Source organism: Nonomuraea sp. KM88 (genome assembly GCF_052245635.1).
In the GTDB taxonomy this organism is placed as follows: Bacteria; Actinomycetota; Actinomycetes; order Streptosporangiales; family Streptosporangiaceae; genus Nonomuraea.
Genome location: NZ_JBQQCC010000007.1, coordinates 287726 through 300254 on the forward strand (window position 1 = coordinate 287726; position 12529 = coordinate 300254).

A 12529-nucleotide genomic window follows, 5' to 3' on the forward strand; every position below is an offset into this window, starting at 1 on the left:
GGTCAGCGGCCGGTGGATCCGTCGATCTGCTCGCGCAGGATGTCGGCGTGGCCGGCGTGCCTGCCGGTCTCCTCGATCATGTGTACCAGGACCCATCGCATCGAGGGCGCCGGCCCGGGGCGGGTGGGCCGCGGGGCGGGAAGGTCCAGATCAGGGCAGGCGTCGATGGCCTGGTTCGCTCGCTCGACGGCCTTCCGGTAGCCGGCGAGCAGGCCCTCCACGGTCTCCTCGGGCGACGGCCGCATGGTCGCGCGCCAGTCGCGGACGTCCTCGCCGAGGAAGTAGAACCGTTCGACGAACGTCAGATGCTTGAGCAGCCCGAGAAGATTGGTGCCCGAGGGCACTCCGGGGGTCCGTACCCGCGGTTCCGGCACCCCCGCGACCTTGTCCGCGATCGCGTTGCGCAGGTGGTCGAGAAAACCCCGGAGGGTGGCCTTCTCGCCGGAGCCGGTCCGCGGCGGCGTGGTGTCCTTCGCCCGTGTGCTGGAGCCTCTTGCCGGCATGGGTCACTCCGTTCCGCCGGCTCGCTGGACGAGCAGGATGTGGTCGATGACGGTGCCGCTCTCACCGGCCGGTCCGGTCGCCCGGCGGCTGGGCATGTCGGCGCGCAGGACGGGCCAGCGCGCGGGGTCGAGGGCGAGTTCCGCGGAGATCTCGGCGGGCGTGGGGTGGTGGGTGCCGGGATCCTGGTTCCACGACCAGGGCGCCGTGGAGCCGTGGTCGACGATCAGCAGCAGACCGCCGGGACGCAGGGCCTCCGCGGCGGTGCGCAGGACCCGGTTGCGCAGCAAGGGGAACGGGGTGTGGAAGTACTGGGCGGAGACGAGGTCGAACGCGCCGGCGGGGAAGCTCCTGCCCAGATCGTGCTGTTCGGTGACGACCCGGTCCGCGACGCCGAGATCGCGGGCGCGTTCCCGCACCCGTCCGACGGCGGTGGCCGAGATGTCCACGGCGGTGACGTGCCAGCCCTGCCGGGCGAGCCAGATGGCGTCGCCACCGGCGCCGCAGCCCAGGTCCAGGGCGGCGCCGGGGCGCAGCGGTGCGACGGTCTCGGCGAGCAGCGGGTTGACGCGCGCGTCCCAGGAGCGCCGGGCGCGGTAGTGGCGCTCCCAGAACAGCTCGGCGTCCTGCCCTGCGTCCTGCTCTGCCGTGCCCCGGCCGTCCCTGGCGCCGGTGGCGGGCGGTCGTTGTCGGGTGGAATCCATCAGAGATGCCCCTTCGCCGGCCGGCGTGCCAGGCGTGATCCGATACGCGCCCGCGACGCCGGCGATGTACCGGCAGCATCGCCGCCGCCGTTTCCTGCTTGCAAGAAAAGTTGCGGATCCGCATTATCGAACGATGGACAACCCTGTGGGAGACGTACTGGCGGGAGTCGGGCCACGTCTGCGTGCCCTGCGCCGGAAGCGCGGCACCACGCTGGCGGAGCTGGCCGGCGAGACCGGCCTCACGGCGAGCACCCTGTCCCGTCTCGAGAACGGCAGGCTCCGCCCCACCCTGGAACAGCTGCTGCCGCTGGCCCGGGCGCACGGCGTGCCGCTCGACGACCTGGTCGCGGCCCCGCCCACCGGCGATCCGCGCATCCACCTGCGGCCGGTGCGGCGATCAGGGTTGGTGCTGGTGCCGCTGACCAGGCGGCCGGGCGGGATCCAGGCCTACAAGGTCATCTATCCCCCCGCCGGCCCGACGCCCACGATGAAGCTGCAGACCCACGAGGGATACGAGTGGTTCTACGTCCTCGACGGGCAGGTCAGGTTTGTGCTGGGCGAGCAGGAGTTCCTGCTCGGGGTCGGGGAGGCCGCGGAGTTCGACACCCGCATACCGCACTGCATCGGCAGCGCCGGCAGCCGGCCCGCGGAGCTGCTCACCCTGTTCGGGGCGCAGGGGGAGCGCGCCCATCTGGGACCGTCCAGGCACTGACCACCCCATGGGGCGGCGGCGGTCAGGGTGGTGCGGTGGTCACAGGAGGCGGAGCTGCTCGGGCTCGGCCGGCGCGGGTGGGCGGCGGGGTGGGACGCGGCGTGCCATGGCAGGGGTGGCGCGGCCGACGCCGTGGCGCTCGGCCAGCTCCTTGACCAGCCCGGTCACGCGCGCCTGGTAGGTCTTGGGCGCGTACGCACCTCTGCCGTAGAGCTCCAGGTAGCGCGGCACCAGCTGTGGGTGCTCGCGCGAGAGCCACCCCAGCCACCACTCGCGCGCCCCCGGCCGCAGGTGCAGCACGATGGGCGCGAGGTGGGTGGCGCCCGCCTCGGCGATCTCCTTGACCGTGCGCTCCAGCTGGGCGGGGGAGTCGGTGAGGTAGGGCAGGATCGGCGCCATCAGCACGCCGCAGGCGATGCCGTTGTCGTTGAGGGTGGCGCACGTCTCCAGCCGTCGCCGCGGGTGGGGCGTGCCCGCCTCGACCGCCCGCCACATGCCGGCGTCGACGAAGCCGACCGAGACGTCGGCGCTCACGTCGGTCACGCCGGCGGCCTCGGTCAGCAGGTCGAGGTCGCGCAGAATGAGCGTGCCCTTGGTGAGGACGGAGAACGGGTTGGCGGCGTCGCGCAGCGCGGCCAGGATGCCGCGCATCAACCGGTAGCGGCCCTCGGCGCGCTGGTAGCAGTCGACGTTGGTGCCCATCGCGATGTGGTGACCGCCCCAGCGGGGCGCGGCCAGCTCCTTGCGGGCCAGCTCGGCGGCGTTGACCTTGACCACGATCCTCGAGTCGAAGTCCGCTCCGGCATCCATGTCCAGATATTCGTGTGTCTTTCGGGCGAAGCAGTAGACGCAGCGATGGCTGCAGCCACGGTAGGGGTTGATCGTGTACTCGAACGGCACCCGGCTGGCTCCCGGCACCTTGTTGATGATCGACCGAGCCTGGATCTCGTAGAAGGTCATCCCCTTGAACTCGGGCGTGTAGAACGTGCGGGTGACCGCGCCGCGGGCGAACAGCGGCACGGCCGGATCGTCCTGGCCGGGCGCGGCCAGGCGCAGGTTGTCCCAGCGCATCCCATGATTAGAACAAGGATTCGAGCGTGATCGCAAATGAAAAGAGGCGGCAATTACCTGGTCGGGCGGGGGCTAATGATCTTCATGGTTGGGCAGAAACACGCCTGAAGAGCTTGCGTTCTGGAGGTGCGCCCATGGCCTGGTCGCAGGACGAGGAGCGGATGCTGGCGGAGATCGAGCAGCACCTCGTCGACGACGACCCGCGACTCGTGGCTCGGCTCGAGTCGTTCAACGAGCGGGTCCGTCGCAGCGAGGCGACGGCCCGGCGGCCACCGGGCGCCTCGCGCAGGCCGCGCCGCTCGACCGTGATCATCCTGATCAGCTGGCTGCTCATCGCGACCCTCATCGCCACCCTCCTGATCATGGTGCTCCGCCTCGACGCCGCCGCCGCGCTGGCTCTGACCACGGCCTTCTAACCCCCAGCCTGCACCCCGGCCTTCCGTTCGCCTCCCGGCCGCGCGTAGCCGGATCTGCGACGCGTCGAAGGGCGGCCCCGCCCGGACATGTGACACGCGCGCATCGCCGCGCACGGCTCGCCGTCCCGTCGCAGGTGATCGCGGAGCGTGGTGCTGCCGCCACCGGTGTGACGTCGGTCGTTCTCCTTGAGGCACTAAGCTTCCTTACTCCGATGAGGAAGTCACCGTTCGTGTCCCCGGAGGAGGGCGGACTATGGCCGCGCAGGGCCCAAGCAGGCGTGACAGGGTCAGGCAGGCGACGCTGGCGGAGATCCGCGCGGTCGCGCGCAAGCTGCTGATCGAGCAGGGTCCGGCCGCTGTGACGATCAACGCCGTGGCCAGGGAGATGGGGATGAGCGGGCCGGCGCTCTACCACTACTTCACCGGGCACGACGAGCTGGTCGGCGCGGTGACCGCCGACTTCTTCCGCGAGCTCACGGCGGTGGTGGAGGCGGCGCGCGACTCCTGCCCGCCCGGCGAGCACGGCCGCCGGCTGCTTTCTGCGTGCCGGGCGATGCGCGGCTGGGCGGTCACGCATCAGGCGGAGTTCGGCTGGGTGTTCGCCAGCCCGATCACCGCCGGGAGGCGGCCCGACTCGCCGCGCGAGCTGGCCGGGCGCGACTTCGAGCAGGTCTTCCTCGAGGAGGTCGCCGAGCTGTGGAAGGCGCGCCCGTTCCCGGTGCCCGCGCCGGGGGAGCTGCATCCCTCCATCGCGGAGCAGTTGCGCGCGTACGCCGACTCCTCCGGGGTGGACATGCCGGTGGAGGCCGTGCACGTCTTCCTGACGTGCTGGATCAGGCTGTACGGCCTGCTCTGCATGGAGGCGCTCAACCAGCTGAGCTTCGCCTACTCCGACCTGGAACCGGTCTTCGAGGAATGCCTGCGGGAGATGGCCCCCAGGCTCGGCCTCGACTACGACGAGGCGACCGCGTCCCGGTGACGGTCTTTACGCCTGCTTCTCGTACGCGTATATTCGTAGACGAGTAGGAGGTGGGCGGGATGGCGAAGCGGCGACGGGTCGGAAACCTGATGGCGCTCGCCGTGCTGACCGCGGTCGTCCAGCGGCCGATGCACCCCTACGAGATGGCCTCGGTCCTGCGGGCGCGCGGCAAGGACCAGGACATGCCGATCAAGTGGGGTTCGCTCTACACCGTGGTCCGCAACCTGGAGAAACACGGCCTGCTGGAGGTCGTGGAGAGCGGGCGGCAGGGCGCCAGGCCGGAGCGCACGGTCTATCGCGTCACCGACGCGGGCCGCCAGGAGGCCGACGACTGGACCCGCGAGCTGCTGTCGGTTCCCGAGCGGGAGCCGACGGCGTTCGAGGCCGGGCTGTCGGTGATGGGCGGTCTCGGTCCCGACGAGGTCGCGGCGCTGTTGCGGCAGCGGCTCGACGAGCTGCGACGCCAGATCGGCGACGACCGCGGCGCTCTGGAACATCAGAGCGGCGAGTTGCCCCGGCTCTTCCTCCTGGAGTCGGAGTACGCGCTGGCGATGCGGGAGGCCGAGGCCCGCTGGGTGAGCTCGCTGCTGGCGGAGTTCGGCGAAGGCGCGTTCCCCGGCCTGGAGGAGTGGCGCGCCTATCACCGTACGGGCCGGATGCCTCCTGACGTGGCGGACCTCGCCGAGAGGGGCCGCACCGACTGACCAACCCAGGCCCCGGAAAGGTCCGGCCGCACCAGCTGGCCCGGGCCGCCCTGCGAACCTCAGGTCCGCAGGGGAACCCGGCCGCGCCGAGCGATCCCCGGGCCTTTCCGGGAAATCCCGGGCCGCGCTGAGCGGGCGTCCGGCCCTACCACGAAAAACCGGCGGCGGTGTTGCAGCACCGCCGCCGGGAGACCTCGCACCGCAGACCCGCGAAGCGGACCCCGGCCACGAGATGGCACTCGCAACAATAGCCGGGCTCCCTTCACGGGCGGAAACCACCATGGGAGCCAAGCATGACGACCACCACCACCTCGGGCGACGTGACGTCGAAGGACGGCACCACGATCGGCTACCACCGGCTGGGCCGGGGCCCCGGCCTCGTCTTCCTGCACGGAACCATGCAGGTCGGCAGGAGCCAGATCGAGCTGGCCCAGGCGCTGTCGGACGACTTCACCTGCTACCTGCCCGACCGCCGGGGCCGCGGCGTGAGCGGTCCGTACGGCCCCGCCTACGGCGTCGAGCGGGAGGCGGAGGACCTCCACGCCCTGCTCGCGGCGACCGGCGCCCGCTACGCCGTCGGCATCAGCTCGGGAGCCATCATCGCGCTGCGCACCGCCCTCACCTCTGCGGCCCTCGACAAGATCGTGCTTTTCGAACCCCCGCTGGACATCGCCGGCTCCAACCCGACGGACTGGCTGCCCCGCTTCGATCGCGAGATCGCCGCGGGTGACACCACGGCGGCGCTGGTCACCGGCATGCGGGCCACCCGCATGGGCCCGCCGATCTTCACGATGATGCCGCGCTTCCTGTTGGAATGGCTCACCGTCCTGGCGCAGAAGGGGCAGGAGAAGGCCGCGGCGAACGGGGAGCCGACATTCGACGAGCTCGCCCCGACGCTGCACTACGACGTCCAGGTGGTGGCCGAGACGGCCACGGCCGGCGATCCGGTGGCCTACCGGTCGGTGGACGCCGACGTGCTGCTGCTCGGCGGCTCCAGAAGCCCGGCCTACCTGCGTACGGCGCTCGACGCGCTGGAACGCGTGCTGCCGCGCGCCCGCCGGGTGGAGATGGCGGGTCTCGGTCACAGCGCCACCTGCAACGCCGACCGGCGCGGGCGGCCGGAACGGGTGGCCGCCGAGATCCGGGAGTTCCTCGCCTGAGCCCCGGCTCAGAGGCCCTTGAGGAAGGTGGCCGCCACCGGGGCGGCCACCGACCCGCCGCCGCCACCGCCCTCCACGACCACCGCGAACGCCACGTCGTCCTTGAACCCGATGAACCAGGCGTGGCTGTCGAGCTTCTCCCCGGTGCCGTACTCGGCGGTGCCGGTCTTGCCGTAGGTGCCGGCGGGCAGCCCGGCCGCCTTGGCGGTGCCCTTGGTCACCACGGCGGACATCATCGCGTGCAGGCCGTCCTTGACCCCTTCGGGCAGCTTCTGTTCCGAGGCCTTCTGCTCGAGCTCGGGCACCAGCGTCGGCGGCCGCCACGTGCCGTCGGCGATGGCGGCGGCCACCGAGGCCATCGACAGCGGGCTCGCGGTGATCCTGGCCTGCCCGAACGACTCCGCGGCCAGCTCGGCGTCGGACTCGGCCTTGGGGAAGCCGGCCTCCGTGGCCGGCACGCCGATGTTGAGCGGCTGGTTGAAGCCGACGGACTCGGCCGCCTCCAGCAGCTTGTCGGCGCCCAGCTCCCGCTGGGCCAGCGGCGCGAACGTCGTGTTGCACGAGTGGGCGAACGCGTCGAGGAACGACACCGACCCGAACTCCGCCTTGTCGGAGTTACGGATCTTCAGCCCGCCGACGGTGGCGTACTGCGGGCACGTCACCGTGTCCTCCTGTGACACCCCGGCCGCCAGCAGCCCGATCGCGGTGACCGCCTTGAAGGTCGAGCCGGGCGGGTAGCGGCCGTCCAGCGCCCGGTTGAAGCCGCCCTTGTTGTTGACCACGGACAGGATCTCGCCGGTCGACGCCTTGATCGCCACCATCGACGCGGGCTTCTCGATGTCCTTGACCGCGTCGACCGCGGCGGCCTGCACCTTCGGGTCGAGCGTCGTGCGCAGGGGCTCGCCGTCCTTGCCCTCGATGGTCTCCAGGGTCTTGCCACCCAGCATGATCTCCGTGGAGGGCGTGCCGGCCAGCTGCTTCTGGAACGTCCTCTGCAGTCCGTGGTGCCCGATGGTCTGCCCGGGTCTGTAGGCGGAGCCGAGCTTGGCGGCGTCTTTCTTGGAGGCCTTGTCGAGATAGCCGACGAGCTGCTGCACCGAACCGCCGACCGTGCCGGTGTCGATGCGCCCGCCCTCGGCGTCGGTGATCTCGGCGCGCTCGGGCCAGCGGGTCTTCACCTCGAACGACGCCCCTTCGGTCATCGACGGGTGCAGCGTCGTGGGCTTCCAGTCGACCTTCCAGGTGCGGTCGGCCACCTTGAGGTCGATCTCGCCCTCGTAGACCCAGGTGCCGATGTCCTTCAGCGTCAGGGTCGCGGTGTAGGGGGCGCTGGCCCGGTCGTCGCCCTCGGTGACCTGGCCCAGCCGGATCACGGTCGACTCCACCGCGAGCGCCTCGCGTTGCTGGTCGTACGCGCTGAACTGCTGCGGTGTGGCCAGTTCGGCCGCCATGGCGGCCTTGTCGCCCGCCTGCCACGCGGCGGCGAAGCGCTGCGCCGTCTCGGCGGGCGTGCCCCTGGTGTGCAGCACGTAGTAGGCGCCGCCGCCCGCGGCCCCCACCGCGAGCACGGCGGCGACGGACACGATCGCGATCGTACGACCCCGCGCCACTGATCAGCCCCCTCGTCATCGACGCCGGACGGCCCGGCTCATGGTGTGCCGTTGGCGGCGGCCTTGAGGCTCGACGCGTAGGCCGGCACGTATTCCTGCCCCGACAGCTGCTGGATGGCCGCCATGATCTCGTCGGTCACCCGGCGGCGGTCACGGGCCTTGGTGTGGTCGCCGTCGAAACGCATGGGCGCCCCGATGGCGATGCCGATCCGCGCGGGCCTCGGCACCGACGTCCCGGGCGGCAGCACCTTCTCGGTGCCGCTGAGCGCCACGGGCAGCACGGGGGCGCCCGTCTTGAGCGTCAGCCAGGCCACGCCGACCTTGCCGCGGTAGAGGCGGCCGTCGGGGGAGCGGGTGCCCTCGGGATGGATGCCGAACAGCTCGCCACGTCCCAGCAGCGCGGCGGCCTCGTCGAGCATGACCTGGGCGGCGTGCGCGCTCTCGCGGTCGATCGGCAGGCTCCCGCCCAGCCGCATGAAGAACCCGGAGACCGGGTTGCCGTCGAAGTACTCGTTCTTGGCGGTGAACGTCACGTGGCGCGGCAGCAGCGCGGGCAGCAGGAACGAGTCGAGCACCGACAGGTGGTTGGCGGCCAGGATCGCGGGCCCGCTCCTCGGCACGTGGGCCGCGCCGGTGACATGCGGCCGGCACATGGCGTGTGCCAGTGGCGCGGCGGCGAACTTGACCACTTCGTACAGCAACGAGCACTCCTGCGATCATCGGGCGGTCGGCCAACCCACCATAAAGCAGGCGCCCCGCCGGTGGGCGGGACGCCTGGAAAAGCTGTTAAGGCCGATGTGGCGGTCGCCTCCTCGGCGAGATGCACAACACGGCTCCAGCCGAACGGTATTCCGTGAAGGCGGTAATTTGCGGCCCGGGGGACACAGACCACATCGGCCTTTCGATGCTAACGGACATCCGGCGACACGAATTCCATACGCCCCCAAGAATCGGTCACGTTCTCGTCCAATGTGGTTGCGCTACGTCGAAGACCCGCTGCTCACGGCCACGCAGCGCCACCTCCGCGAACTGCCACAAAATTGCCCCGGTCGGCGCGTGGATCACGATCGAGGGGCCGAGCGGCATCTGCAGCAGCTTCCCCTCCCAGCGCGGAACCCCCGGCGCGAGGAACCGCTCCAGCGGCACCGCGTGCACCGAGGCCACCTCGCGCGGGTCGGCCACCGGCTCCTGCCGGCCGCCGAACGCCACCACCGGCGTGATCACGAATCCGGAGTCGGTGACGAAGTCGTCGAGCAGCCCGGCCACCTCGACCCCGGTGACGCCGGTCTCCTCGGCCAGCTCGCGCAGCGCCGCGTCCACCGGCCGCTCGCCGTCGTCGAGCCGCCCGCCGGGCAGCGCCCACTGCCCTGGGTTGCGGCCGTGCGGCGCCCGCCTGATCAGGATCGTGTACGGGCGGCGCTCGGCGTCCTCCAGCACGCACACGGTGACGGCGGCCCTGCGCACCCCGCCGACCGGCGGCACCTGCCTGCGGTCGAAGGCGGCCAGGTGGGCGATGATCTGCTCGCGCAGCACGTCGATGGGCGACAGCACGCCACCAGGATCTCACGGCGCGTGTGACGCGCGCGGGACCATGACGACCTGGGCGCCGGCGGCGCGCGGCGTCAGGCGTACATGCTGCTCATGACCACGATGCCGAGCACGAAGCCCAGGATCATCCCCACCCCTGCGGCGACGGCGGCCCACTTGCCCAGCGGCTCGCCGCGCGTGTGGCCGACGATGCCGAGCACGATGCCGGCCAGGCCGAACAGGATCGGGACGAACAGCACGGCCACCGCGGCGCAGACGAACCCGATGATCGACAGCACCTGGGTGGCCGGCCGCGGCTGATGGGGCGGTTGAGAGTAGGGCGGTGGCTGCGACCACGGGGCCGGAGGCTCGTCGCCGTGGGGCGGTTCGGAGGACGTCGTCACTGCGCTGGCTCCTCTCGGAGGCGTGAAACACATCACACCTCGCTACGGCGGCCCTGTCGAGCCGGTGAGCCGGATCGGCATTCCCGCGGCTTCAGCGGGTGGGGTGAGCTGGGGAGGCAGCGGACGCGCGTGCACGACGTCGAGCCGGGAGACGGCCCGGGTGAGGGCGACGTACAGGCGGTTCAGCCCGCGCGGCTCCGCCTCGGCGATGGCGGCGGGCTCGGCCACGATCACGTGGTCGTACTCCAGTCCCTTGGCCATGGCGGCGGGCAGCACGGTCAGCCGCTCGCCCGCGTCGAGGCCCTCGTCCCGCAGCGCCGACGCGAGCTCCTCCACGTCCGAGCCGGCCGCGATCACCCCGATCGAGCCCTCGAACGCCAGCGCCTCGCGCACCGCCGCCACCACGCCCCTGGCCGGCGTCGCCACCCGGGTCACCCGCAGCCGCCCGTCGGCGCGGTACGAGCGCGTCGCGGGCACCTCTGCGTCGAGCGCCGCGAGCAGCGTGTTGGCCAGGTCGACCACCGCCGCGGGCACCCTGAAGCCGGTGGTCAGGGCGACGATCTGGGCGTCCGGCTTGCCGAACAGCTCCATGCGCTCCCGCCACGAGGTGGCGGCCCACGGGGTGGTGCCCTGGGCGAGGTCGCCGAGCACGGTCAGCGAGCCGTGCTCGCTGCGCCTGGCCACCGCCCGGCACTCCATGGGCGACAGGTCCTGGGCCTCGTCCACGATGACGTGCCCGTAGCCGCGCGGGCGCTCGATGAGCGCGGCGAGCTCGTCGAGCAGCACCAGGTCGGCGGCCGACCACGTGGCGCTCCTGACGCTTCGGGGCGGCCTGTTCCAGGTGATGGCGGCGCGCTCGGCGTCCGACAGCACGCCGGCGGCAGGGTCCGGGCCGGCGGCGGGGCCGCGCAACAGCTCGTACAGGACCTCCACGGGCTTGGCGGCGGGCCAGAGCACGTCGAGCGATGAGGTGACGGCGCGGCCGATCCTGCGGAGCCAGGCCGCGTTCGGCGTCCGCCCGCGGGTCTCGGCCTGCCGCCGGATCGACTCGACCACCCTCGCGCGCACGCGTTCCCGCCCCACGGCGTACGGGAGCGACTCGCGCCGGGTGTCGTCGACGAAGCGGCGCAGTTCGTCCTCGTACACCCGCCACCGGTAGGAGCCGTCGGGCACCACGACCGGCTCGACCGGCCTGCTGATCCGGCCGTACAGGGCCTTGCGCAGGACCTTCGCCATCCGGGCGTCATGCTTGACGGCGGCGGCCTCCTCGCTGTCGGTCGCGGTGACGGGCAGCGCGCCGAGCAGCCGCCCCAGCGTGGTCTGCTCGACGTCCACCTCGCCGAGCGCGGGCAGGACGGCGGAGATGTAGCCGAGGAAGGCCTGGTTGGGGCCGAGCACCAGCACGCCCGAGCGTTCGAGGCGCCGGCGGTGCGCGTACAGCAGGAAGGCGGCCCGGTGCAGCCCGACCGCGGTCTTGCCGGTGCCGGGGGCGCCCTGGACGCAGATCGAGGTGTCCAGGGCGGCGCGTACGAGGTCGTCCTGCTCGGGCTGGATGGTGGCGACGATGTCGCGCATGGGGCCCACGCGGGGGCGTTCGATCTCGGCGGCGAGGATCCTGCTCCCGCCTTCCTCGCCCTGTTCGAGGCGCTCGTCCTCGAAGCTCGTCAGGGTGGTGCCCGACCAGCCGAAGCGGCGGCGCACCGCGACGCCCTGGGGGTCGCGGGCGCCGGCCCGGTAGAAGGCCCTGGCGACGGGCGCGCGCCAGTCGATCACCACGGGCGGGCCGCCGTGCTCGCCGGTGATGTGGCGCCTGCCGATGTGGTAGGCGCGGCCGCGGTGCTCGGCCGAGCCCGCCCCGAAGTCGAGCCGGCCGAAGAAGGGCGGCCCGTCGGGCTCCTCGTCGAGCTCCTTGACCAGGCTCTTGAGGCGGCGTCCCAGCCGTTCCGCGCTGTAGCTGTTTCCGGTCACGGCCTCGCCGACGATCACGTTGTCGCGCGCGCCCTGCACCATCCTGCGCAGTCCGGCCCTGCACTCTTCGACGTACCGTCTCTCGTCGTCGAGCGTGCCCATCGCACCCCCAAAGTGTTAACTCGGTTAAGAGATTAACCAGGTTAACACTTTGGTAGGGTGTGCTCATGACGGGACTGCGAGAGCTTCAGCGGCAGCGGGTGCACGACGCCATCTCGACGGCGGCCATCGCGCTCTTCCTGGAGCGCGGCTTCGACGAGGTGCCCGTGACGGAGATCGCGGCGGCGGCCGGGGTGTCGAAGCCGACGCTGTTCAAATACTTCCCGACCAAGGAGGACCTCGCCCTCCACCGCATCGCCGACCACCGGGGGGAGTCGGCGCGCGTGGTGCGGCGGCGCGCGGAGGGCGAGGGGGCGGTGCGGGCGCTGCGCCGCCACTTCCTCGACGGGCTCGCCCGGCACGACCCCGTCACCGGGCTCAACGACGACCCCGAGGTGGTGGCCTACCACCGGATGGTGTTCTTCACGCCCAGCCTGGCGGCGCGGTTGTTGCAGCACATGGCGCAGGAAGAGCGGGCGCTCGCCGAGGCGCTGGCCGAGACGGCCGACGACCTCACCGCGGGCCTGCTCGCGGGGCAGGTGCTGGCCACGCAGCGGGTGCTGGCCCGGCGCACCTGGGAGCAGCTGGCCGGCGGCCGGCCGCTCGGGGAGGTCGAGCCCGAGGCGGTTCGCGCGGCCGAGCGGGCGTTCTCGCTGCTTCCCGCGCTGTGACCC

14 protein-coding genes are annotated in these 12529 nt (G+C 72.1%); 6 read left to right on the forward strand and 8 right to left on the reverse strand.

Annotated features, from left to right (window positions below):
* Positions 1–2: 2 nt before the first annotated feature.
* Together ACTWPV_RS22910 and ACTWPV_RS22915 are read right to left on the reverse strand one after the other, a co-directional pair.
* The gene (locus ACTWPV_RS22910) at positions 3–503 is read right to left on the reverse strand and encodes a DinB family protein (RefSeq protein WP_443153318.1); all 501 of its coding nucleotides are present in this window, start codon (positions 501–503) and stop codon (positions 3–5) included.
* A 3-nt stretch (positions 504–506) separates the two neighbouring features.
* Positions 507–1205, reverse strand: a complete 699-nt coding sequence (locus ACTWPV_RS22915) for a class I SAM-dependent methyltransferase (RefSeq protein ID WP_443153319.1) — start codon at positions 1203–1205, stop codon at positions 507–509.
* Positions 1206–1338: 133 nt separating this feature from the next.
* On the opposite strand from ACTWPV_RS22915, the gene ACTWPV_RS22920 reads away from it, so the two are divergent.
* Positions 1339–1917, forward strand: a complete 579-nt coding sequence (locus ACTWPV_RS22920) for a helix-turn-helix domain-containing protein (RefSeq protein ID WP_443153320.1) — start codon at positions 1339–1341, stop codon at positions 1915–1917.
* A gap of 39 nt (positions 1918–1956) precedes the next feature.
* Here ACTWPV_RS22920 and ACTWPV_RS22925 read toward each other — a convergent pair whose 3' ends face one another.
* Positions 1957–2988: an Rv2578c family radical SAM protein gene (locus ACTWPV_RS22925; RefSeq protein WP_443153321.1), complete on the reverse strand. Its 1032-nt coding sequence runs from the start codon at positions 2986–2988 to the stop codon at positions 1957–1959.
* A 134-nt stretch (positions 2989–3122) separates the two neighbouring features.
* Between ACTWPV_RS22925 and ACTWPV_RS22930 the strand changes: the two genes are divergently transcribed.
* From ACTWPV_RS22930 to ACTWPV_RS22945, 4 genes are all read left to right on the forward strand, one after another.
* Positions 3123–3404 carry a DUF3040 domain-containing protein gene (locus ACTWPV_RS22930; protein WP_443153322.1) on the forward strand — a complete coding sequence of 94 codons (282 nt, stop codon included), beginning with the start codon at positions 3123–3125 and terminating at the stop codon, positions 3402–3404.
* Between the two features lie 253 nt (positions 3405–3657).
* Positions 3658–4383, forward strand: a complete 726-nt coding sequence (locus tag ACTWPV_RS22935) for a TetR/AcrR family transcriptional regulator (protein WP_443153323.1) — start codon at positions 3658–3660, stop codon at positions 4381–4383.
* A gap of 59 nt (positions 4384–4442) precedes the next feature.
* Positions 4443–5087, forward strand: a complete 645-nt coding sequence (locus ACTWPV_RS22940) for a PadR family transcriptional regulator (protein WP_443153324.1) — start codon at positions 4443–4445, stop codon at positions 5085–5087.
* A 293-nt stretch (positions 5088–5380) separates the two neighbouring features.
* Positions 5381–6247 carry an alpha/beta fold hydrolase gene (locus ACTWPV_RS22945; RefSeq protein WP_443153325.1) on the forward strand — a complete coding sequence of 289 codons (867 nt, stop codon included), beginning with the start codon at positions 5381–5383 and terminating at the stop codon, positions 6245–6247.
* Positions 6248–6255: 8 nt separating this feature from the next.
* Here the strand turns inward: ACTWPV_RS22945 and ACTWPV_RS22950 are convergent, their stop codons facing one another.
* The 5 genes from ACTWPV_RS22950 to ACTWPV_RS22970 all read right to left on the reverse strand — a co-directional run bounded on the left by ACTWPV_RS22950 (position 6256) and on the right by ACTWPV_RS22970 (position 11858).
* The gene (locus ACTWPV_RS22950) at positions 6256–7830 is read right to left on the reverse strand and encodes a penicillin-binding transpeptidase domain-containing protein (protein WP_443153326.1); all 1575 of its coding nucleotides are present in this window, start codon (positions 7828–7830) and stop codon (positions 6256–6258) included.
* A 65-nt stretch (positions 7831–7895) separates the two neighbouring features.
* Positions 7896–8558, reverse strand: coding sequence for a lysophospholipid acyltransferase family protein (locus ACTWPV_RS22955; protein WP_347644530.1), 663 nt, complete (start codon positions 8556–8558; stop codon positions 7896–7898).
* A 253-nt stretch (positions 8559–8811) separates the two neighbouring features.
* The gene (locus tag ACTWPV_RS22960) at positions 8812–9408 is read right to left on the reverse strand and encodes an NUDIX hydrolase (protein ID WP_347644529.1); all 597 of its coding nucleotides are present in this window, start codon (positions 9406–9408) and stop codon (positions 8812–8814) included.
* A 71-nt stretch (positions 9409–9479) separates the two neighbouring features.
* A complete protein-coding gene (locus tag ACTWPV_RS22965; protein WP_443153327.1) occupies positions 9480–9788 on the reverse strand; it encodes a hypothetical protein in 309 nt (102 codons plus the stop codon).
* Between the two features lie 42 nt (positions 9789–9830).
* On the reverse strand, positions 9831–11858 hold the full coding sequence (locus tag ACTWPV_RS22970) for a HelD family protein (RefSeq protein WP_443153328.1): 2028 nt from the start codon (positions 11856–11858) through the stop codon (positions 9831–9833).
* Between the two features lie 65 nt (positions 11859–11923).
* On the opposite strand from ACTWPV_RS22970, the gene ACTWPV_RS22975 reads away from it, so the two are divergent.
* Positions 11924–12526 carry a TetR family transcriptional regulator gene (locus ACTWPV_RS22975; RefSeq protein ID WP_347644524.1) on the forward strand — a complete coding sequence of 201 codons (603 nt, stop codon included), beginning with the start codon at positions 11924–11926 and terminating at the stop codon, positions 12524–12526.
* The last annotated feature ends 3 nt before the right edge of the window (positions 12527–12529 follow it).

Coding starts and splice junctions, on each gene's coding strand:
- ACTWPV_RS22915 (WP_443153319.1), bottom strand. CDS start 1,205: ATGGATTCCACCCGACAACGACCGCCCGCCACCGGCGCCAGGGACGGC.
- ACTWPV_RS22920 (WP_443153320.1), top strand. CDS start 1,339: ATGGACAACCCTGTGGGAGACGTACTGGCGGGAGTCGGGCCACGTCTG.
- ACTWPV_RS22945 (WP_443153325.1), top strand. CDS start 5,381: ATGACGACCACCACCACCTCGGGCGACGTGACGTCGAAGGACGGCACC.
- ACTWPV_RS22925 (WP_443153321.1), bottom strand. CDS start 2,988: ATGCGCTGGGACAACCTGCGCCTGGCCGCGCCCGGCCAGGACGATCCG.
- ACTWPV_RS22935 (WP_443153323.1), top strand. CDS start 3,658: ATGGCCGCGCAGGGCCCAAGCAGGCGTGACAGGGTCAGGCAGGCGACG.
- ACTWPV_RS22910 (WP_443153318.1), bottom strand. CDS start 503: ATGCCGGCAAGAGGCTCCAGCACACGGGCGAAGGACACCACGCCGCCG.
- ACTWPV_RS22940 (WP_443153324.1), top strand. CDS start 4,443: ATGGCGAAGCGGCGACGGGTCGGAAACCTGATGGCGCTCGCCGTGCTG.
- ACTWPV_RS22930 (WP_443153322.1), top strand. CDS start 3,123: ATGGCCTGGTCGCAGGACGAGGAGCGGATGCTGGCGGAGATCGAGCAG.
- ACTWPV_RS22975 (WP_347644524.1), top strand. CDS start 11,924: ATGACGGGACTGCGAGAGCTTCAGCGGCAGCGGGTGCACGACGCCATC.
- ACTWPV_RS22970 (WP_443153328.1), bottom strand. CDS start 11,858: ATGGGCACGCTCGACGACGAGAGACGGTACGTCGAAGAGTGCAGGGCC.